Below are 19,499 nucleotides of genomic sequence, written 5' to 3'. Positions count from 1 at the left end.
ACCCTATGATGCGCTGCCACTCCGGGCGAGGCCGGCACGTGAAGTGGGCGCGCGGTGATTGAACGGTTTCAATCAGGACCCCGAAACCGGCTCAGGTCACCCGATCCGCCAAGAGAGCAGGCGCTCAGTGATGTCGTACGAGTTCACGCTCAGGGCGCGGATGTCGGCGATCAGCTCACGCCAGACCTCGAACTTCGTGTCCACCTGCTCCCCGTGCATTTGCCGTGGCCGTAGGGCTCGTTCCGAGCCGGGAGTGGGCGGAGAAGGACGCACTCCTCAAGAATGACAGCCGCCAGGACGACCTTCTTTGAAATCGGGCTGGTGGCCGCAGTGGCCGCCAGGTCCTTGACCGGGGAGGGAGGGACACGCTCGGCCGGGCAGGCAAGCCTGGTCCGGATTACGCCGCAGTGGCCGGGCCCGTGCCGTCGGGCGTGAAACCGGGCCTGAACGTGACAGGCAGGCGTTCGGGGCCGCGCAAACCGCCTGAGCTCCACCGCAGCTCGCCCGGCGGCACGGCCAAGGCGAGACCGGGGAGGCGGCGCAGGGCACTCCCGATGGCGACCTGACCCTCCAGCCGGGCCAGCTGGGCACCCAGGCAGTAGTGGATTCCGTGCCCGAACGCGAGGTGAGCGTTGTCCCGACGCGTGATGTCCAGACGATCGGGTTCCGCGAACCGCGCCGGATCCCGGTCGGCGATGGCGGAGGCCACCAGCACGGTGGCGCCGCGCGGGATCCTCACGCCCGCGATCTCGACGTCCTCCCGCGCGAAGCGGGCGATGCCGGGGTTTACCGGTCCGTCATAGCGAAGGAACTCCTCGATCGCGTCCGGCAGCAGCGCCGGCTCGTCCCGCAGCAGCTGAAGCTGGTCGGGATGGGCGAGCAGCGCGGCGATGCCGCCGCTGATCAGGTTGACCGTGGTGATGTATCCGGCCACCAGCAGCAGGAACGCCATGGCGATCAGCTCGTCCTCGTCCAGCCGCTTCTCCTTGTCCCGAGCGATGATCAAAGCGCTGAGCAGGTCGTCTCCGGCGTTGGCTCGCTTGGTTTCCAGGAGCTTGATCAGGTACGCGCGCATGTTCTGCCATGCGCCGTCGGCCACGGCCGGCTCCGGTGGCTCGGGGCCCCGGAGGATCATGTCGTCGGTCCACCGCTGAAATTCGTACCGGTCCGTCGTGGGCACCCCGAGCAGCTCGCTGATCACGGCGACCGGGAGCGGCAGCGCGAGGTCGGCGACGAGATCCGCGCAGCCGGCCCGGACGATCGCGTCGAGCAGTCCGTCGGTGATGGTCTGGACACGGGGCCGCAGCTCGGCCACCCGGCGGGCGGTGAACGCCTTCGAGACCAGGCGACGCAGGCGGGCGTGGTCGGGCGGGTCCGCCCGGAGCATGGTGCTCAGCATGGACTCACGCTCCGTCGCGGGCAGCTGTCGGAGGAGCCGGGGGTCCGAAGCGTCGCGAACGTCGCTGCTCAGGCGCGGGTCGCGCAGCGCGGCGAGCCCGTCCTCATAGCGCGTGACCAGCCAGGCCTCCAGGCCACCGACGATGACCGCGCGCCGCACCGGGCCCTCCTCGCGCAGCTGCCGGTAGAACGGGAACGGGTTTGCCGCGAAGGCCGGATCGGCATAGGGAAGCAGGAGCGGCTGCTCGCTCATCGTCGTCTCCCGAAGTACGTCGAAGTGCTGCTTCACAGAACGTCTGGGTTCGCCGCGGACTGCGCGGCGGATTCAGCAGACCTTCAGTGCATATGTCCCAGTATGGCGACTCTGTGATTCGCGCTGAAAGGGCCTGATGGGGTGGACCACGTGCTGTGTGATGGGCAGCGGCCCGCCGGAATTGGCTTCGCCCCGCTACTGGCCCGGCCCGGAGTGGCGGTCACGGCCCTGGCCCCGAACCGCTGACTTGTACGGCCGCAGTGGTACGCGACTGGTTCACCGTCACCGCCGGCCAACCGAACCGGTGCCGTGGAGCGGCTGGCAGACGCCGCGACATCTATCCGGGGTCACGCCCAGAGGCGGACCGCTACCGTGGGCCCATGCCCCCCGCCTCAGCGCTCCTCGTCATCGACATGCAGAACGCCCAGGATTCCATCGCGTAGCGGGCCGCCGAGACCGTCGCCGCCATCGCCGGGCTCCGCGATCGCGCCAGAGCTGCGCGCGTACCGATCGTTACGGTCCAGCACCAAGGCCCCGCGATGGAGGCCGGGAACGAGGGCTGGCGCATCGTGCCCGAACTCGCGCCCGCCGCCGACGAGGCGGTCGTCCACAAGACCAGTCGGACGGCTTCCTGGACACCGATCTCGACAAGACTCTGAAAGCGCTGGGTGTGACCGAGGTCGTCGTCACCGGGTTCGCGACCGAGATCTGCGTGGACACCACGGCGCGGCAGGCGCTGAGTCACGGGTACGACCTGGTACTGGTCGCCGACGGGCACACTACGTCCGACCGGACCGGCGCTGGCGAGTACATCTCACCGAAGCAGGCGATCGCGCACCACGACGAGATCTACCGGCACATCGACTTTCCCGGGCGGAGCATTCGTGTACTACCCATGTCCGAAGTGGACTTCGCTGCGGCCGGCGACGGCTGCCCGGACATGGGATCCGTCATACGCGCAGTCGTCCACCTCCAGCAGACGCGCCCCGCGTAGTTCGGCGATGGGGGCTCGCGCATGCGCGGCCAGACCCCGGCTTCGGCCCAGTCTCGAAACCGGTGCCGAGTGCGCGTGCGCGGCACGTCTCCGCGCGAACCCGGTACGGCGCGAGACGACGACCCGCAGCCCTTCACCCATCCGAACGGCATGCGCGACGGGTACGCTGGACATACGGTGCAGGCCGTCGAGGCCGGCAGGAATGGGTTCGCGTCCCGGCGGCCGCGCGTGGAAACGCGGTCGACGGACGCCTCGCGTGTCCACTACCGTCCGTGGCTGTGAGCAGCAGACTCCGTGAGGTCGCGGCGCGCAACGCCCGCATCGCCGAAGAAGGTTCCTACCAGTTGGAGGACGGTCGCAGGGTCGACGTTCGTGAGACGCTCGCCGCGGCCCGTTCGGGGACCGTCAGCTACGCCCCCGCCGCCTTGCGGCAGCTCGCCGCCGAACGGTTTCCGCTGACGCATCGCACCACCTTCACGGTCACGGCGGAGAGCAGCCTGCAGGCGGTACGCCGACTGCATCTGGCCGGGTCCGGACACGTCGCGGTCCTCAACTTCGCCTCCGCCCGCAACCCCGGCGGCGGTTACCTCGGTGGCGCACGTGCGCAGGAGGAGGACCTGTGCCGCACCTCTCTGCTGTATCCGTGCCTGCTTGAGGCTCCCGACTACTACGAGGCACACCGGGCGTCCACGGACCTGCTCTACAGCCACCGCGTGATCTGGTCGCCCGCGGTCCCCGTGCACCGGGGCGACCGCGGTGAGTTGCTGACCGAGCCCTACCCCGTGTCGTTCTTGACCTGCCCGGCACCCAACGCCGGGCAGGTACTGCGGCGCGACCCGGGCGCGGGCGAGGGGATCGCCCGGGCGCTGAGCGAGCGCGCCGGGCTGGTACTCGCGGTCGCCGCCCACCACCGGGTGAGCGAGTTGGTGCTGGGTGCGTGGGGCTGCGGCGTGTTCCGCAACGACCCGGAACAGGTCGCCGACGCCTTCCACGCGCACCTGGCGGCCGACACGGGCGCGTACCGGGACGTGTTCGCGAAGGTCGTGTTCGCGGTGTGGGACCGCACGCCGCAGTCGCCGAACCGGGCCGCCTTCGCCGCCCGGTTCGGCGTATAGCCGGCTGCCGCGGGCGCTTTGCCCGCGGCAGCACAGGCCGGTCCCGCGTCCGCTGCTGCGAGTGCCGTGCCGGGCAAGCGCCGGTCGTGCTGCGGGGGAGGGCACGCCGGACGGCCGAACGCCGGTGGGACACCGACCACATGCGACAACCCCGCCCGCACGACCCTGCCCTCTGGCACGCCCGGGCTCCGCCGCATTACGCGCTCCCGTGAGCCGCCGTGCCCCGCCCGGTCGGGACATCTGCGGCACACCAGCAACACGTCGCTCATGCGGCCCTGTTGACGCGTGTCAATGATGATCATAGGCTCCGTCGCCGTCGGCTCCGGCGCGCACCCGGAATCAGGATTCCGTCCGTCTGCGCGCGGTCTCCCCTCGTCGACCCGTCAACGGCGGGTCCGGGGTCGATGCTCGACAGCACCACCTGCACCGCCCCGTACCGACAACTCCGGGAGGAGCAAGTGAGAAGACGTCGTGCGGCCGCCTGGGCCGCCTCAGCAGCCATCACCACCCTCGCATTGACCGGCACACTCGCCGGACCCGCCACCGCGGCACCCGACACCACATCCGGGTCCGCCACCGCAGAGCAGGCCCGATCGGAGGTGGCCACCGCGACCGACCCCGTCACGCACGAGGAGAACGACCGTGTCCCGGAGGGCTCACTCTGGACGCAGCACTACTTCCCTTCCTCGGACGGCAGCGGGGTCGAACTGCACGCCGACGTGCTGCGCCCGGCAGGCCTGCCGGCGGACGCGAAGACGCCGGTGATCCTGTCGGTGGGCCCGTACTTCTCCCACGCGGGGGAGAGTGCTCCCGCGGGGTGGGACCGGGTCGGGCCATCGGGACGCTTTCAGGATTTCATCGACGGCGCGCGGCTCATGGAGCGTGGGTACACCTTCGTGATGGTGGACCTGCGCGGCTTCGGTGGCAGCACCGGGTGCCTGGACTTTCTCGGCCCGGGGGAGCAGGCCGACATCAAGGCGGCCGTCGAGTGGGCAGCGAGCCGGCCGTGGTCGACTGGCAAGGTCGGCATGTACGGCAAGTCGTACGACGCCAACACCGGGTTGGCGGCCAATACCCTCAAGCTCAAGCCCCTGCGGGCGATCGTCTCCCAAGAACCGACGTGGAACAGGTACAACTACCTGTACAGCAACGGGGTGCCGCGGTCCAACGTGACCAGCACTCCGCGGGGTTACTACTCGATCGCGACGATGGCGCCGCTGGCCGACGACAGCGACCACTACAAGGCGAACGCGGGGTACGAGAAGAACCACCCCGAGTGCGAGAGTGACAACCTCACCAACACCCAGAATCCCGACCCGAAGTCGCCGTTCTGGCGGGCCCGCGATTTCGCCTCCCGCGCCGCCGGATCCCAGACGCCGCTGTTCGTCACGTCGGGCTTCATCGAGGACAACACCAAGCCCGAGGAGATGCAGAAGTACCTGGCCAACCATCAGGGCCCGCAACGCGGTTGGCTCGGCCAGTGGGAACACGTCCGTGGTAACGAGACCAATGCCAAGGGCCAGCTCAAGATGGGACGGGCGGGCTGGTTCGACGAGGTGATGCGGTTCTACGACCAGTACCTCCGCGGCATCGAACCGTCGGTGACCGACCCGGCGTTCTCCCTCGAGGACAGCCTCGGCCACTGGCGCGCCCAGCCGACCTGGCCGGTGACCCACGACTCGTACAAGGTGCGGCTGGCGCCCGGGCGGTACGTCGACGACGGCGGCAAGGCGCAGAAGGCCGCCCTGTCGACGACGGCGCCGGAGTCTCAGGGCTCGGACATCGAGGACGCGACGGAGGCCGGCTCGCTGACGACTGAGCAGACGAGTGCGCCCAGCGCCGACGCACCCGCCAACAGTTACTGGACCTGGTCCACGCCCGCCGCTGAGCAGGTGCGGATCACGGGCAGCCCGCAGATCACGCTGAAGACCAGGGGCCAGGGCAACGTCTGGGCCCGGCTGTGGGACGTCGCTCCGGACGGCAAGGCGACGATGTTCAACGAGAACGTCGCACTGCTGGAGAGCAGCGGATCGACCTCCTTCGCCCTGAAGGCGACGGACTGGACCTTCGAGCAGGGGCACCGGCTGGGGGTCCAGCTCGGAACCATCACCTCAAACGGCTGGCGGAGCGTTCCCTCGGGGGAGACGATCACGGTCTCCGACGCGCGGCTCTCCCTCGAGGTGCAGGACCCGCGGTTCGACTCGCCGACCCAGGGTGACCGCTCGCCGTACCTGGACACGTACGTGAGGGCGAACACCACCACGCTGAACAACGTCGGCACCCCCACCTTCCCGCTGGGCATCTCAAAGAACGGATGACCCAGCGGCTGCCCGGCACCCGTCTGTGCGGGTGCCGGGCAGAGTGTGGGCTCGGCCGGCGGCCCAGTCCTGGGGCGAACGCTTCGGAGGGAGCCCGCTCTCCCGCATACAGCCGCTCGGTTGCGTGCCCCGGCCCGCAACTCCATCGAGGCGCCCTTCCTTGACGACGACGAGGCGCGTCGTGTGCGTTGTCTCGCCGAGGTCGAGGTCGAGGTCGAGGTCGAGGCCACGACTTCGAGACGGTCGGGGCGGAGCAGCGCTCCGGCTCCTCAGTCGGTACCCGGGCCCGCTTCCATGGGGGCGAGTCCGCGAGGGCCCGCGGTGCCGAACGCCTGCCGGTCCGGCGCCGGTCCGGCGACCGGCACCTCGATTTCGACGACCGGCTGTTCCGGGGCACCCACCTGGGGCACCGCGCCGGACGCGGTGCCCGTCGTGGCCGCGACCACCGCGGCCGGGGCGCCGCCACGGCGCCGGACCGCACCGGGGACGATGGGCCGGCCGCCGGTGTGCAGGGCGACCGCTGTCAGTGGCAGCGCCAGCAGGAGCAGCCCGGTGCCCAGCACCAGGCCCATCGCCGGGTAGCCGGCGCTCGCGGACAGCAGGCTTCCTACGAGCGGGCCGCACGCGGTGCCCAGGGAGGACGCGGATCCGGCCAGCACCGCCCAGCGGCCGCGCGGGTCGAGTGAGGCCGCCAGTCCGATGAGGTAGGAAAGGACGATCGGGTAGACGGTGTTCCAGGCGATCTCGCCGGTCGCGAACGACGGCAGGTCGTCCGCCGAGGCGCTGACCGCGATGCAGCAGGCGATCAGTGCGGTGCCCGCTCCGATCGGCAGTGCCCGCCCGAGCCGCGCGCCGAGCGCGCTCGCGCCGATGACGCCGAGCAGCCCGGTGCCCAGGGCCGTGGCGAAGACCGCGCCGACGGTGACCTCGCTCAGTCCTGCCTGATCCAGGCCGATGCGGCCGCTCACACCCCACAGCGAGTTCTGCGCCATGGACCAGAAAAGCATCGAGCCCGCGAGGACGAGTCCCGCGCGGCGGTAGGGGAGCGGGCCACGCGGCGCCGCCGTGTGACCGGGCGCCACGGCACCGGCGAGTCGGCCCGTAGCGGGCCACACCAGCAGCGCGGTCAGCGCGATCGCAGCGAACGGCAGCCCGTGTCCGGACCCGAGGTGAGGGATCGTCAGATACGCGGCGCCGGCGAGCGCGGAGACGCTCAGCAGCCCGAAGGTCGAGGTGCGGTGAGGGTCGCGCTGGGCCGCGATGCCCGACGCGGCGACTGTCGTCGCCGTGCCCGAGCCGCAGCCGCCCGCAATCGCCCCCGCGACCACCACCGGCACACTGTCCGACAGGGCCGCACAGCCGTAGCCGAGCGCCGCGAGCAGCAGCCCGGAGCGGGCCAGACGCCGTGGCCCGAACCGCTCGACGCGTGCCGCGAGCGTGAAGCCCGCCGTGGCCGAACTCAGCAGCAGCGCACTGCCGACGAGCCCCGCCTGCGCGGGCCCGAGGCCCAGCCGGTCACCGAGGCGGCCGACGACGGTGGGCAGCAAATAGGGCGCGAGGTAGCCCGCCATGAAAAGGGCGACGAGGGGCCAGGAGGAACCGCGCGAGAGCGCGGGCGCGGGGGAGGACACGGGCGTTCCCAGGGCATGCGAAAGCGACAGGGGGAGGGTGGAGAAAGAAGGGGGATGGGCGACCGTCGACGGACAGGAACGCGAGGCAATTTGTATCAAGCGAGGGCATGCTCAAAAAAGGCAGGACTGTGTGATCTGTGCCACATTGCGTTTGGTGTCGAGAGTCCTGGGCAAAGGTGACGCCCTATCTGATCCGGTGGGGCGTGTTCATGCAGGTCAGCAACGCTTCAGAGGCGGAGTGGGCAAGGCGCGGTGGTGGGGGGCGGGCCCGGCGTCAGCCGTGATCGCAGGGGTCGTAACCTGCTCGGGTGGACGACTCCTCTTGCTTCTGCCTCCTGTGCGCCCCTCCTCCGGATGGCCCGGCCTGGGAGGAACGTGATGGCCGCATCGCCGCAAGCGTTTCCGAGTTCGGCTGGCACGTGATGGGTGTCGGCGCCGGGGGCGATGCGCCGGCGGACTGGGCCTACTCGATCGGCTTGTGGCACACCCTGCGCAGCCCTGAGGTCTGCATCTTCGGCCTGCGGGTCGAGACGATGATGCCCATCCTCAACGTTGCGGGCGGAGAGATCCGTAACGGTCACCTGCTGGAAGCCGACCAGGTGCGTGACGACATCCTGAACGGCTACCCGGTGACCGTCCGGCCGGTCCACCCGAGTTGGTACGGGGACTTCTTCGGTGCCGGGATCGACTACTACCAGGCCCCTCCGCTTCCGGTCATGCAGCTGTTCTGGCCTGACAAGGAAGGCCGCTTCCCCTGGGACGAGCAGGCCGAAGACTACTGCCGCGCGAGCCAGCCCCTTCTGTGGATCTCAAAGGAGGAGACCAGCGGACCGTGGGCCGATCTCGACTGAGGCCGCCCCTCGGTCCTGGGCGGCGTGGCCTGGTGATGAGCCCGGCTTCAGAGGTAGCAGCTTGACGTGCCCTTCATCGTCTTATTCTGGCAACGCCTCCCAGCCGCCGTCGGCCATCCGCACTTGCCCTGCTTCCACTTGTCCACCGCTTGCCCTGCGTGGCCTGAGCACGGCCCGCCATCCCAACCACACGCAGCACAGGCCCAAAGCCACGGTGAGCACGTCCATGCCCCTGTCGAACGCCTCTGTCACGGTCCCTATCCCCCTCGCCTTCCTCTCTGACCTCCGGCAGACCCCACAACGCCAGGCCCCCGGCTCATCATGATGACCGCCCGGACACGGCCTCTCACCTGACGGGCACGGCAGACGGTCTGCGCGACTGCTTTCCGGTATCCGGCAATGTGGGCGCCCTGACGTCATTTCTCATGAACATCCAGGGGTGTCAAGATCGCCAACTGCTACCCAACCGCCTGATAAACGCAGCTGCTCGAAGTGAACGAAGGCCAGCAGACGTCCGCTCTCGTCCGCCGCTGTTCGTCGGCGTTGTCACGCGGTCAGACACTTAGGGAACAACTCAACTGTGGCGCGCCGGCCTACTCGTACATGGCCGCCGCGTGCAGGGCGCGTGCCCCTCCCTGCTGCTGATGTGATCGGGAGAAGTGGTCATGCGCGGCACCCTACTTGGCGCGCCAACAGCCGCGGCGGAACGCGCTTACGACTGACGCGACTCGCGTCGGTCGGTGGCTGCCTCCCCAGTGCCGACCCGTTGTGGAGGGGGCCGGCCCATTTATGCCTGCCGAGCCCTGAGGGTAGGTGACACCCGCTCCAGGAGTTCGACCTCATGGACGGTCTCTCAGCGCGCGGTGGGCACCACGATGTCCGCCGTCTCCACGGGCTGTGCTCGGTCACTCGGCGATGAGGCCCCGGCCCCGAGGGCGTGTGCCGCCTGGCGGACGAGCTGAACGGGGCTCTGCGAGACGTACTCCGCGTAGCGATCAGCCGCGGTCACGTCCCGACGGCGAGCGAGCCTCACCGCTCCTGAAGGGACGGTCGGCAACGACGGCTGTCGGCTCTGTGGGCCGTCTGCGGGAAAGCGGTCCTCGCCTGCGTGTGCCTGCGGTCCGGCTTCCTCGCCGCGCTGAACAATCGCCTGGGCATGGCTTATTCACGCGTCTCGGCGGATTGAGGGGAACGACCGATGGTCGCAGCGGAACACCCGAATCGCAGGGCTCTGCTCGCTGGTGGACTCGCAGTCTCCACGGCCGCGCTTGCGGGGTGCTCGTCGACGAGTGCCACCCCACTGGCGACCGGTGCTTTGCCGGAAGCGGGCCCGACAACGCCCGCCGCAGCATTCACGAGGCTGATGGATGGCAACAAGCGGTGGGTGAGCGGAGACCTTCGACACCCCGACCGGGATCCGAACCGGCGCCAGTTCGTTGCCCAGGCGCAGAAGCCGTTCGGGGCGATCCTCGCCTGTATCGACTCCCGGGTGCCGCCGGAACTTCTCTTCGACACCGGGCTGGGTGACCTGTACGTGATGCGCACCGGAGGAGAGGCGGTCGAGCCGGTGGTCACGGGTTCTGTGGAGTACGGGCCCATGACGAGTGGCACTCCGCTCATCGTGGTCCTTGGGCATCAGCGGTGCGGAGCCGTCGAGGCGGCGTACAAGTCCCTCCACGGCGGCGAGCCGCTGCCGGGCAACCTCGATGCGATCGCCAAGGCTCTGCGTCCGGCGTACGAACAGGCAGGCAAGGAAGGCGGTGCCGACCCGGTCGAGACCATGGCCCGCGCGCAGGCCAAGCTGACCGCAGCCGACCTGCGCTCCAACCAGGACCTGGCCCCACTCGTAAGAAAGGGCAGTCTTGCCGTGGTCGGCGCGTACTACTCCCTCGACACCGGGAAGGTAGAAGTCCTGGCGGGTGCGCCTTCCTGACCGGTCGACTGAGCGAGGCGTGTATGTGCGAGGCCGTTGATGATCAGCCCGATCGAGACGGTTTGATCGCGCAGGCCTGCTCCTTCTTGCCCTGGGTATTGTCGGGGATCTTGGTGACCTGCGTGGGAACGATGCCGGTGCCGATGGCTGTGGACTTCGTTCCTGGTGGTCCCCGTGGTTCCCCGCACGATCTGGCACGGGTCTGGTACCTCTTGCGACTGTATGGCGCGTGCGGCTGCACGGCGCGCGTCACAAGTGACGGAGGCCCATCTCGGTCATGCCGCCTCCTGTGAGGTTGGGGGCCAGCAGGGGCACCCAGAAGACGGTGATCGCGAGCGCGAGCGAGGCGAGGCCGACGACCCGGGCGACAAGACGACCCCGCGCCAAGCGTTTCTCTGCGGTGACGATGGCGGCCAGGCCCACCATGGCCCAGAGATTCATCACACCGAACGCCATGAGCAGCAGCATCAAGGACCAGCAGCATCCCAGGCAGAACGCGCCGTGGTGCGCTCCGGCACGTAGATGGCGTGCGGGGCCGCGGTACGACGCGTAGCGCAGCAACAGGCCGATCGGTGAGCGGCACTTGGTGAGGCAGAAATCCTTGAGGGCGGTGAGCTGATAGACACCGTTGACGGCGAAAACGGCGGCGGCTGCCGCCGTGCCTGTCGTGGGATGTGTGGTTGCGGCGTGCGTCGCCACGACGGCTAAGGCGTATCCCGGCAGTCCTGCGGCGGCCCAGACCAGCACGTAGCCGGCGGTGAACGCGATCATGCGCGGCGCCCGGTGCATGGGGACCGTCCGCGTGTACAACGAGGCGACGGGTGCCGTGGCCGGCAGCATCATCGCGGTCATCATGATCGTCCACATGCCCATGAAGGCGGGCAGATTCCCTGCCATGGTCCGGAAGCCCATGTCCCCCCAGCGCAGCACCGCCCATGCCCAGGCCGCGGCCGCCGTGAGCAGCACCGGCCCGGAGTAGCGCGCGCTGTGCCGGACTGTGATCGTTGTCCTGATCACGCCGACCATGAGAAGGGCGCCGAGTGTGCGTTGCGGCCGGTGAAGTCCCAGGAACGGCCGTGTACGCCATTGCCGATGGCCCGCGTCGATCGGGCGATCGTCAACGTGCTGTTCGCCGGGTGGAACATGCCGGTCAGCCCCATCACAGGACCGTCCTCGCCGAACTGCGGGGCCACCTGGTCCTCGATCTCGATGTCGATGGCGTCCGCCACCTGCACCGTGTGGCGGCGACCGTCGTCGTGGAAGTCGATGGAAACGCGTTCGACGCCGAGGACCTCGCCGATGAGGGGGACGAGCGCCGCCATCGGTCCGCCCACCTGCCCGGAGAAGACCTTGCCCAGCGCGTTCGCCTGGCTGTCGTCGGCCGAAGCGTCGACGTACAGCGCGACCTGCCAGCCGCCGTCGGCCATCACACGGGGTGCGTCGGCGAAGACGACGACGCTGTGGTCCGACACGTCCACGCCGTCGATCTCACCCCGTGCGACGTGGAACGCGAGAGTCACCTGGCAGCGCTCGTTGTCCGCGGGCGCGGTCATACCTGAGGTGGTGCACGGACACACGGAGTCGCAGTTGCAGCTCTCAAGGTATGTACCGTTCAGATTCCAAGCCATCTCTACTCCTGCGGGGGGCTGGGTCACGCGCGTGCCGGCGATGCGAAGCGGGGCTCAGCCGGCAGAGCGATAGGCCTGGTGAGGGCGCCGACCTTGAGTGGCGCCTCGACCTCATGAGGGAACACGGGGCTCTGGACGCGTGCAGCGTGCCCGCTTGGCCACACGATCGACACCAGGAAAGCTCCTTGGCTCGAACGGCCGCCCGAATACTTCCCAGGCTAGTCCCGCACTCGCACCAGCACACCACGACCGTCACGCCTGCCTCACAGCCTACGGAGACCGAGGGGTGGACTGGCCGATACATCCCCCGGCTTGGTCCGCAGCGGCGACCCTCGCCGTGGTCGACGGCCACTTAATGGCTTCGCTCTGCCCGCGGGTCGCCTGCTGGAGATCAGCAATGCGCTGAACGACGACGAACGGCAAGCTCACCAGGCATTCGTCTGAAGCCCCGAGCTCGGGAAGCTCCGGTGATCCAAGGCCGGTTGCCGTGCGGACCCGCAGAGCCCTCGACACGCAACCAGCCGGGCATCTGCGACCCGCTCACCCCCCAGGCCCAGGCCTGGATCGCCGAATTCAGCCAGGCACTGCGTCCCTACGTGGACGGCGCCTACGTCAACGTGCCGGACGTCGGCATGCAGGACTGGGAGACCGCCTACTGGCGATCCAACTTCGGCCGACTGCGAAAGATCAAAGCGAAGTACGACCCGCACAACGTCTTCCAGTACGACCAGAGCATCCCACCCGCGTCCCACTGACCGAGTACGGCCTGCTCCGCTGTCAACCCTCGGGTCCATTTCCTGGGAGAGATGCGTGTTCCACACCAAGACGTCTGGACCAGTGACCGTGACATGCGGCGGGTGCGTCGGTCGCCGCCCCTCATTTCGGAACAGATCGCATTGAGGGTTGTTGATCCGGTCGCCGACGGTCACGGGCATGGGGTGGACGTGCGATCGGGTGCTCGTGCTGGAGGCTGAGGATCAGGAGCGGTTCAGACCCCACGTCTGCAGGGCGAAGGGCCGCCCTTTCTCCTCACCCTTGATCAGCGGCACGTCGAGCAGTCTGAAGCCCGCCTTGGTGGCCACGGCGACGCTCGCGGCGTTCTCGGCCTCCAGCTCCAGGATCACCTGCCCCGCGCTCAACTGCTCGAAGGCGTACGCGGCCATCACCCGCACCGCACGCGCCGCCAGCCCCTGGCCACGGTGCGCGGGGCCGACGGCGTAGCCGAGCTCCGTGCCCTCGGGCGCACGCCGCAGCATCACCTCGCCGAGCGGTGCGCCGCCGTCGACGGTGATGGCCAGCAGGATGGTCGTGCCTTCCGCCCGCAGCTGCCGGGCCCGGTCCAGGCGGACGCGGGCGGCCGCTTCGTCGAAGGGGGACACGATCGGTGTCCAGTAAGCGATGTCGGGGTGGTCGAACAGCTCCGGCATCGCGGCCAGGTCCGCCTCCGTCCAGTCGCGGAGGACGAGACCCTCCCCCGAGAGCTCGATCCGCTCGGGAAACGACGACGTGGCGCTGCTCATGGTGGGGGACCTCCCTGGCCTGTTCAGGACAAGGCAGGATAACTGGGCACAGGCAGAAGAGGCTCACCGGTATTCTCCAGGGACCAGCTGCGTTCGACAGATGCCGTGGACCTCACGCACCAGCTCGAGGAACGCCGGCAAGAACTCGACTCGGCTCGCGTCGCCAACCGTGGGCTGATCACCTGCCTGAGCACGACTCCACGCCCGCACGAAGCGACCTGGTGCCATATCGGGCAGCGTTCGCCCTCTTGTGTGAAAATCCGGCGCACGGCTACCCTCCGCCGGTGCCCTCCCTAGTCCCGTCCCTGCCGCCCGGCTATCGTTCGCGGCCCTCGACCACCGATGACGTCCCGGCGATTCACGCGCTCGTCACGGCCTGCGAACGTGAGGCGTACGGGCGGGGGCAGAGCGACGCCGGGGCCATAGCCGCCGATCTCACGCGGCCGGGTCTGGTGCCGGATTCGGACACCGTCCTCGTCCTCGACCAGGCCGGACGACTCGCCGCCCGCGCCTGGGTAGACCGGCGATCCGAGGTGGACGTGCATCCGGAGCACCGAGGCCGGGGCCTGGGCGCCGCACTCCTCGGCTGGACGCTGGCGCGGGCACGGCAGGCCGGCGCCGCCCGCGTCGTGCAGACCGTGCCGGACGAGGACACGGGCGCCGTGACGCTACTGCGCGCGCACGGGTACGAGCCGCTGGTGACGGCCTGGCTGCTGGAGTTCGCCATGCCGGCCGAGCCCGCGGTGCCCGAGCCCCCGGCGGGCATCACGGTGCGGCCCTTCCACACCGGCGACGGGCCCGCCACGCACGTCCTCGTCCAGGACGCGTTCGACGAGTGGCAGGAGCGGCGGCAGTCGTACGAGGAGTGGGCCGCCCACACCGTGGAGCGGCCCACGTTCGCCCCTCAGCGGTCGGCCCTGACCTTCGCCGGTGATCACCTGGTGGGCGCCGCCCTGGCGCTGGACCTGCCGGGCACGAACGAGGGCTACCTCGAACAGGTCGCCGTACGCCGTGACCAGCGCGGCCGCGGCATAGCCCGACTCCTGCTGCGCCATGCCTTCCGCGCCTTCCACCGCGCGGGCCGTTGCTCCTGCACCTTGTGGACCCACTCGGACACCGGTGCACTCGACCTCTACCTACGGGTCGGCATGACAGTTCGGCACAGCTCCACGGTTTTCCGCAAGGACCTGGGCGCATAGGACCGCTCCGCAGACTGCTGTGGGCTCGGTACTGCCGGAACGCCGCTCGGTTCTTCCTGGGCGCGGATGGACGGGTGCGTGGGCGATGGGGAAGTTCACCGAGCGGGCACTGAGCGCTGCGCCCGTGGCACCGCTGATGCGGACACTCCGGGCCGAATCTAGACTGAGCGAGGCATGGAATGTCCTGGATTAGGGAGATGTGCACCGTGGCCAAACGAGGGAACAAGCGACGCGGCCGTAAGAAGAAGAAGGCCAATCACGGCAAGCGTCCCAACGCCTGAGCCGACCTGACCCTGTCAAACCGTTACCGCCTCGCCGTCCGGGAACGTGACCGTCACCCGCCCCTCGTCCTCGCGCGTGCACGTGATCGACTCGCGCAGGGCCCAGGGGTGCACGACGTCGCGGGTGAGCACCACCAAGGTGACGTGGACACTCTCCCCGCCCGGATGGCGCACGGCTCGCAGGTACGGCGTCGCCGAGTGCGGGCCGTAGGCGTTCGCCTCGACCTCGTGCGCGACGTCCGTCTCCTCGTCCCATCCGTACAGCGCGGCCACGGCGCTGGTCAGCCCCGACTCCGTACGGGTCAGCGCCCAGCCGGGCCCCTGCTCCGAGTGCGGGCGCACCACGTCGGCGACCGCGTACCCGCCCTCGCGCACCGCCACGCCCTCAGGTGCCCGCACTCGGTGCACGCGCAGCTCCCACGGTCCGTGCAGTACGCTCGTCGACTCGATCGGGAACTCGTCCTCCGAGCCCGGGAGTTGCACGTCGTGACGGGACGACGCGCGGCGCCCCTGGCAGCTGAGGGGGTGGATGCGGCGGCGGCGCGACGGGGTGCCGTCGGCGGTGAGCAGCGCGATGTGGTTGTCGACCGCGCGGGCCCAGGCGTGCGGTGCGGACTCCGGGGCGGTGGCCGTGGAGTAGGCGAACTTGGCGTAGTGCGGGTCGTCGCTCGCCGGGCCGTCCGGCGGGTTGTGGTCGCTGCCGTGGTTGACCAGGCGGACGACACCGTCGTGCGGGGTGCCGTGCAGTAGCCAGCCGGGCGCGGGCAGCGCCGTGTACTGCGTGGACTGCTCGACGGGCAGCGGGAGTTCCCGGTCCGTCCACACCGGGTGGTCGGCGGGAAGCAGCAGACCGAGGAACCCCTTGCTCGCCCAGTAGGGCGACGCGGGCCCCGAGTACGGCTGTGTCGCGGGCAGGAACGTGCCGTACCAGCCCAGCGGCAGCAGCCCCCGCTCGTCCGGTACCCCGCGCTCGGCGAAGTGCCGGGCCGCGCCGGAGGCGAGGCGCCGGGTCAGGCCGGGCGCGAGCGGGGTGCAGTCGGCGAGAGCGCCCAGCCACACCGGAGCCGTGGCCGCGATGCGGTACGTCAGCGACCGGCCCTGGTGCACCGGCGCGCCGTCCGCGCCGAAGAACTGCGGGTACGTGGTGAGGAACCGGGCCAGCCGCTCCCGGTAGACGGCGCCGCGCCCGCCGTCCCCGTCCGGCCCCGCCATGCGGGCCCACAGCAGCGGGTACAGGTGCATGGCCCAGCCGATGTAGTAGTCGAAGTTGCGGCCGTCGCCGTCCGTGTACCAGCCGTCGCCGACGTACCAGTCCTCGATCCGGTCGAGGCCTGCATCGATGTCGCCCTGGTTGTACGGTGCGCCGACCGAGGCGAGGAACTGCTCCGACACCACTTGGAACAGGCGCCAGTTGTTGTCCCAGGTCTTCGCGCCGACGAACCCGGAGAACCAGTCGACGACCCGCTCCTGGACACGGGTGTCGAGCCGGTCCCAGATCCAGGGGCGGGTCTCGTGCAGACCGAGCGCGATGGAGGCGGCCTCGACCATCTGCTGGGAGCAGTCGGTGAGTTCGGGCCAGGCCTCGGCGCTGTCACGGTCCGTGCCCGTTGTCAGACCCTGTGTGTACCTTTCGATCAGGTGGGAAACGGCTGCGGAATCCGTTCCGTCGCTGCCGCCCGCGCCCGCGATCCGGAAGGAGGCCAGCAGAAATGTCCGAGCGAACCCTTCGAGCCCGTCCGAGACGACCCCGGACCAACTGGCCCGCCCCGGCAGCCGGTACTGGGCGAGACCCGGTGTGGCGTAGGGCAGCAGGGCCGACAGCTGCCGGTCGGCCAGGGCCTCCCAGTGTGCCCGGGTCCAGCCGGTCAGGGGGGAGCGGACGCGGTCGGTGGGCGGCAGGGGGAAGTGCGGGGCGGGCATGGCGGTTCGCTGGCTCCTTCGTCGGGCGGCGGGCGGTACGGATGGGTCGGCGGCGACGGGCTCAGCGCAGCCGGGCGGTGTGCGTGTGCCCTCGTGAGCCGCCCACGCGGACGGTGAGCACGGGCTGTCGGCCCGGCGTGACGGACACCGTGTCGTCGGCACTGACCACCCTGTTCACCGGGAAGGGGAGCCGGACGGTCAGGGTCGTCGTCGTACGGCCCGGATCCGCCACCGCCACCGATATGGCCTCGCCGCGCCGGCACACCAGGACGGTGCCGGGGCCGTCCGCGCTCAGCCCGTCGACCGAGCCCGCCGCCCAGAAGTGTGCCGCGAGCAGGCCGAGACGAGGTGAGGCGACCGCCTGGACGGTGGCGTCGTTGGCGAGTACGCGCGCCGGGAGGGAGCGGGACCAGGCCAGGGTCGCGGCGGCGGTCGCGCCCGGCAGCAGGACGTAGGCGTAGGAGGCGGACGTGGGGGAGGGGCCGTGGTCGAACCAGAGGGTGGCGTAGCGGCGGCTGACCGGGGTGGTGCTGCCGGCGGTGTCCGCGCCGGTGTTGAGGGCACTCCACGTGCCGGTCCGCTCCTCGCGCAGGGCGCGCAGCGGCCCGCCGGAGGGGAAGACGTAGCCGCCCGTGCCCTCCAGGTGGGCCCAGCGTGCGTCGTCCAGTTCGGCCGACCACCCCTGCTCCGTGGGCTGCCGATGTCCGTCGACGGTGAGCAGCGGCGCCCCTTCGGCGTGCAGGTTCCGGTTCTCCACCACCGTCTCGATCGTCCTGCCGTCGCTCGCCGTTATCCCGGCGCCGAGCGCGAGGACCGCGTTGTCCAGGAAGAACCACGCCTTCTTGGCCCGCAGCGTCGCCCCGTCCGCGATCAGCTCCATCGCGGCGGCACCGAACCGGGCGTCGAGCACGGCGCCGCCCGAGACCGCGTTCTTCGGGCGGACGGTGCCGGTCCCGCCGCCGGTCCCGAGATCGGCCCGCGCGCGGGTGTCCACCGTCGTGCCCGGCAGCCGGTACGGGTCGACGGTCGGCCAGAAGGAGTCACCGAAGGCGTCCAGGTCGTCGCCGTCGTACAGGTACGTCATGCCGTCGCCGGTGTACCAGCCGTGCAGGTTCTCACCGTTGCCCATCTCATAGGCGGCGATGCGCTTCGACGACAGCGACAGCGCGCACGCCCAGGACGGCCGCCGATGTACGACGCGGTCCATGTCTGCGAGGACGTAGTGCCCGGTGAGGCGGTCCGCGGGCCGCACCGCCGGATCGTCGAGGAGGGCCTTCGCGCGGGCCAGGGCAGGGATTCCGACGAGTTCCTTGTACGGCGTCCTCGTGTTGCGCAGGATCCAGCCCTTGGCCGCCGCGAGCCAGCGGTCCGCGTACGCCTGCGGTGCCCCGTCGGCGAGTTGGAGGATGTGTGAGACCGCGGACGCCCCGTCGTTGTGGTCGCGGGCCGACTCGCGGGAGATGGCACGGCCGCGCACCGCGTCCATCATCAGACCGTCGAACAGGAAGGGCTCGAAACTCCGCTCGACAGCCTCGTACAGCACCTCGACCGAGGGGTCGGTGACGGCCCAGTCGGAGCCGGCGAGCAGCGCGATCAGCTGGGCGGCGCCGCCCAGCAGGACGCTGCCGTACGTGCCCGTGTACGCGACGTCGGAGTGCTGCACGAACGAGCCGTCCCGGTAGAACCCATCACCCGAAGTGACGTACTGGAACAGGCTGTTCTTCCCGTTGTCGCGGACGTCGGACAGGGCGTCGCGGGCCAGGACGAGCGCGGCGGGGTCGCGTGCGAGCAGTCCGCGCAGAGCGAGGATGACGGCCTTGTCGGAGCGGTTGGCGCCGGTCTCGGCGAGAGTCGGGGAGTTGGTGCGGCGATCCGCGTCGGGGACGAACCTGGCCACGGTCTTCACATAGGCATCGCGGTCCTCCGCGGGGAGATCGGCGCGCAGCAGCACGCAGACGTCCATCAGCGCGCGCGGCGCGCCGATCTCCCAGAACCACCAGTTGCCGGTCTCGGAACGGGAGGCGTTGTAGCCGACGGTGTTCAGGAAGCGCAGCGCGTCGAGGATCCCGTCGCGCACGGCCGCCTGTCCGGTGAGCGAGGTGCCGGGGGTGGCCCACGCGGTCGCGATCGTGCGCAGCCGCGGATAGCTCTGGCCGAACATGCCGGGATCGGAGGCCGGGGACAGATCGGCCCACAGAGCCTTGCGGCCCGCGGAGGTGTCGATCTGCCGCCACCAGGCGGAGGCCTGTGTGTCCAGGGCGGTGAGCGCGGCGGCGAAGTCCGGGTCCTTGGGGTCGAAGGCGCCGCCGGTCAGCTGCTGTGCGGCGCGGGCGAGCAGGGGCTCGTACGGGTCGTCGGCGGAGCCGGTGGCGGCGCTCGCGCCGCCCGGGCGGGCGACGAGGGTGGCGACGGCACCCGCTCCGGCGAGCGCGAGGGTCTGGCGTCTGCTCAGGTCCAT

General features: G+C 70.2%; 15 protein-coding genes and 1 pseudogene. 8 read left to right on the top strand and 8 right to left on the bottom strand.

The genetic code is table 11. The features are described from left to right. Positions 1-96 precede the first annotated feature (96 nt). The gene (locus ACWC91_RS31060) at positions 97-219 is read right to left on the bottom strand and encodes a hypothetical protein (RefSeq protein WP_263638885.1); all 123 of its coding nucleotides are present in this window, start codon (positions 217-219) and stop codon (positions 97-99) included. A gap of 178 nt (positions 220-397) precedes the next feature. Continuing rightward, entirely contained in the window at positions 398-1,651 is a 1,254-nt protein-coding gene (locus ACWC91_RS31055; RefSeq protein ID WP_450641212.1) for a cytochrome P450 family protein, read from the bottom strand. A 380-nt stretch (positions 1,652-2,031) separates the two neighbouring features. On the opposite strand from ACWC91_RS31055, the pseudogene ACWC91_RS31050 reads away from it, so the two are divergent. From ACWC91_RS31050 to ACWC91_RS31040, 3 genes and pseudogenes are all read left to right on the top strand, one after another. Next, positions 2,032-2,645 (top strand): annotated as a pseudogene (locus ACWC91_RS31050) (isochorismatase family protein). 278 nt (positions 2,646-2,923) lie between these two features. After that, complete coding sequence (locus ACWC91_RS31045) at positions 2,924-3,760, top strand: TIGR02452 family protein (protein WP_450641214.1); 837 nt, start codon at positions 2,924-2,926, stop codon at positions 3,758-3,760. Positions 3,761-4,218: 458 nt separating this feature from the next. Next, positions 4,219-6,078, top strand: coding sequence for a CocE/NonD family hydrolase (locus tag ACWC91_RS31040; RefSeq protein WP_450641215.1), 1,860 nt, complete (start codon positions 4,219-4,221; stop codon positions 6,076-6,078). A 269-nt stretch (positions 6,079-6,347) separates the two neighbouring features. Here the strand turns inward: ACWC91_RS31040 and ACWC91_RS31035 are convergent, their stop codons facing one another. Further along, entirely contained in the window at positions 6,348-7,649 is a 1,302-nt protein-coding gene (locus tag ACWC91_RS31035) for an MFS transporter (RefSeq protein ID WP_450641238.1), read from the bottom strand. A gap of 368 nt (positions 7,650-8,017) precedes the next feature. Between ACWC91_RS31035 and ACWC91_RS31030 the strand changes: the two genes are divergently transcribed. Both ACWC91_RS31030 and ACWC91_RS31025 read left to right on the top strand, forming a co-directional pair. Further along, positions 8,018-8,560 (top strand): DUF4262 domain-containing protein, encoded by a 543-nt coding sequence (locus ACWC91_RS31030; protein WP_225080926.1) that lies wholly within the window; start codon positions 8,018-8,020, stop codon positions 8,558-8,560. Positions 8,561-9,944: 1,384 nt separating this feature from the next. Continuing rightward, positions 9,945-10,493 (top strand): carbonic anhydrase, encoded by a 549-nt coding sequence (locus ACWC91_RS31025; protein WP_450641219.1) that lies wholly within the window; start codon positions 9,945-9,947, stop codon positions 10,491-10,493. Between the two features lie 249 nt (positions 10,494-10,742). On the opposite strand, the gene ACWC91_RS31020 is transcribed toward ACWC91_RS31025, so the two are convergent. Both ACWC91_RS31020 and ACWC91_RS31015 read right to left on the bottom strand, forming a co-directional pair. Then, positions 10,743-11,510 (bottom strand): DUF2182 domain-containing protein, encoded by a 768-nt coding sequence (locus ACWC91_RS31020; RefSeq protein WP_450641220.1) that lies wholly within the window; start codon positions 11,508-11,510, stop codon positions 10,743-10,745. Next, positions 11,507-12,121 (bottom strand): DUF1326 domain-containing protein, encoded by a 615-nt coding sequence (locus ACWC91_RS31015; protein WP_225080930.1) that lies wholly within the window; start codon positions 12,119-12,121, stop codon positions 11,507-11,509. Before ACWC91_RS31015 ends, ACWC91_RS31020 begins: the two co-directional genes overlap by 4 nt. A gap of 467 nt (positions 12,122-12,588) precedes the next feature. Here ACWC91_RS31015 and ACWC91_RS31010 point away from each other — a divergent pair, with 467 nt between their 5' ends. After that, on the top strand, positions 12,589-12,876 hold the full coding sequence (locus tag ACWC91_RS31010) for a BBE domain-containing protein (protein WP_450641221.1): 288 nt from the start codon (positions 12,589-12,591) through the stop codon (positions 12,874-12,876). A gap of 222 nt (positions 12,877-13,098) precedes the next feature. On the opposite strand, the gene ACWC91_RS31005 is transcribed toward ACWC91_RS31010, so the two are convergent. Beyond that, a complete protein-coding gene (locus ACWC91_RS31005) occupies positions 13,099-13,641 on the bottom strand; it encodes a GNAT family N-acetyltransferase (RefSeq protein WP_450641222.1) in 543 nt (180 codons plus the stop codon). A gap of 284 nt (positions 13,642-13,925) precedes the next feature. On the opposite strand from ACWC91_RS31005, the gene ACWC91_RS31000 reads away from it, so the two are divergent. Beyond that, entirely contained in the window at positions 13,926-14,840 is a 915-nt protein-coding gene (locus tag ACWC91_RS31000) for a GNAT family N-acetyltransferase (protein WP_450641223.1), read from the top strand. Between the two features lie 197 nt (positions 14,841-15,037). Next, entirely contained in the window at positions 15,038-15,121 is an 84-nt protein-coding gene (locus ACWC91_RS30995; protein ID WP_372496954.1) for a 50S ribosomal protein bL37, read from the top strand. Positions 15,122-15,136: 15 nt separating this feature from the next. Here the strand turns inward: ACWC91_RS30995 and ACWC91_RS30990 are convergent, their stop codons facing one another. Both ACWC91_RS30990 and ACWC91_RS30985 read right to left on the bottom strand, forming a co-directional pair. Further along, positions 15,137-17,041, bottom strand: coding sequence for a DUF2264 domain-containing protein (locus ACWC91_RS30990; RefSeq protein ID WP_450641225.1), 1,905 nt, complete (start codon positions 17,039-17,041; stop codon positions 15,137-15,139). Positions 17,042-17,102: 61 nt separating this feature from the next. Next, positions 17,103-19,499 (bottom strand): polysaccharide lyase 8 family protein, encoded by a 2,397-nt coding sequence (locus ACWC91_RS30985; RefSeq protein ID WP_225079871.1) that lies wholly within the window; start codon positions 19,497-19,499, stop codon positions 17,103-17,105.

Source organism: Streptomyces sp. NPDC001204, from assembly GCF_053598035.1.
The sequence above is the reverse complement of the archived record's forward strand: the minus strand, read 5'-3'. Positions and strand labels throughout refer to the sequence as shown.

Bases quoted from the DNA above. Each gene is read 5' to 3' on its own strand.
- ACWC91_RS30985 (WP_225079871.1), bottom strand. From the start codon at position 19,499: ATGGACCTGAGCAGACGCCAGACCCTCGCGCTCGCCGGAGCGGGTGCC.
- ACWC91_RS30995 (WP_372496954.1), top strand. From the start codon at position 15,038: ATGTGCACCGTGGCCAAACGAGGGAACAAGCGACGCGGCCGTAAGAAG.
- ACWC91_RS31055 (WP_450641212.1), bottom strand. From the start codon at position 1,651: ATGAGCGAGCAGCCGCTCCTGCTTCCCTATGCCGATCCGGCCTTCGCG.
- ACWC91_RS31035 (WP_450641238.1), bottom strand. From the start codon at position 7,649: ATGGCGGGCTACCTCGCGCCCTATTTGCTGCCCACCGTCGTCGGCCGC.
- ACWC91_RS30990 (WP_450641225.1), bottom strand. From the start codon at position 17,041: ATGCCCGCCCCGCACTTCCCCCTGCCGCCCACCGACCGCGTCCGCTCC.
- ACWC91_RS31060 (WP_263638885.1), bottom strand. From the start codon at position 219: ATGCACGGGGAGCAGGTGGACACGAAGTTCGAGGTCTGGCGTGAGCTG.
- ACWC91_RS31005 (WP_450641222.1), bottom strand. From the start codon at position 13,641: ATGAGCAGCGCCACGTCGTCGTTTCCCGAGCGGATCGAGCTCTCGGGG.
- ACWC91_RS31015 (WP_225080930.1), bottom strand. From the start codon at position 12,121: ATGGCTTGGAATCTGAACGGTACATACCTTGAGAGCTGCAACTGCGAC.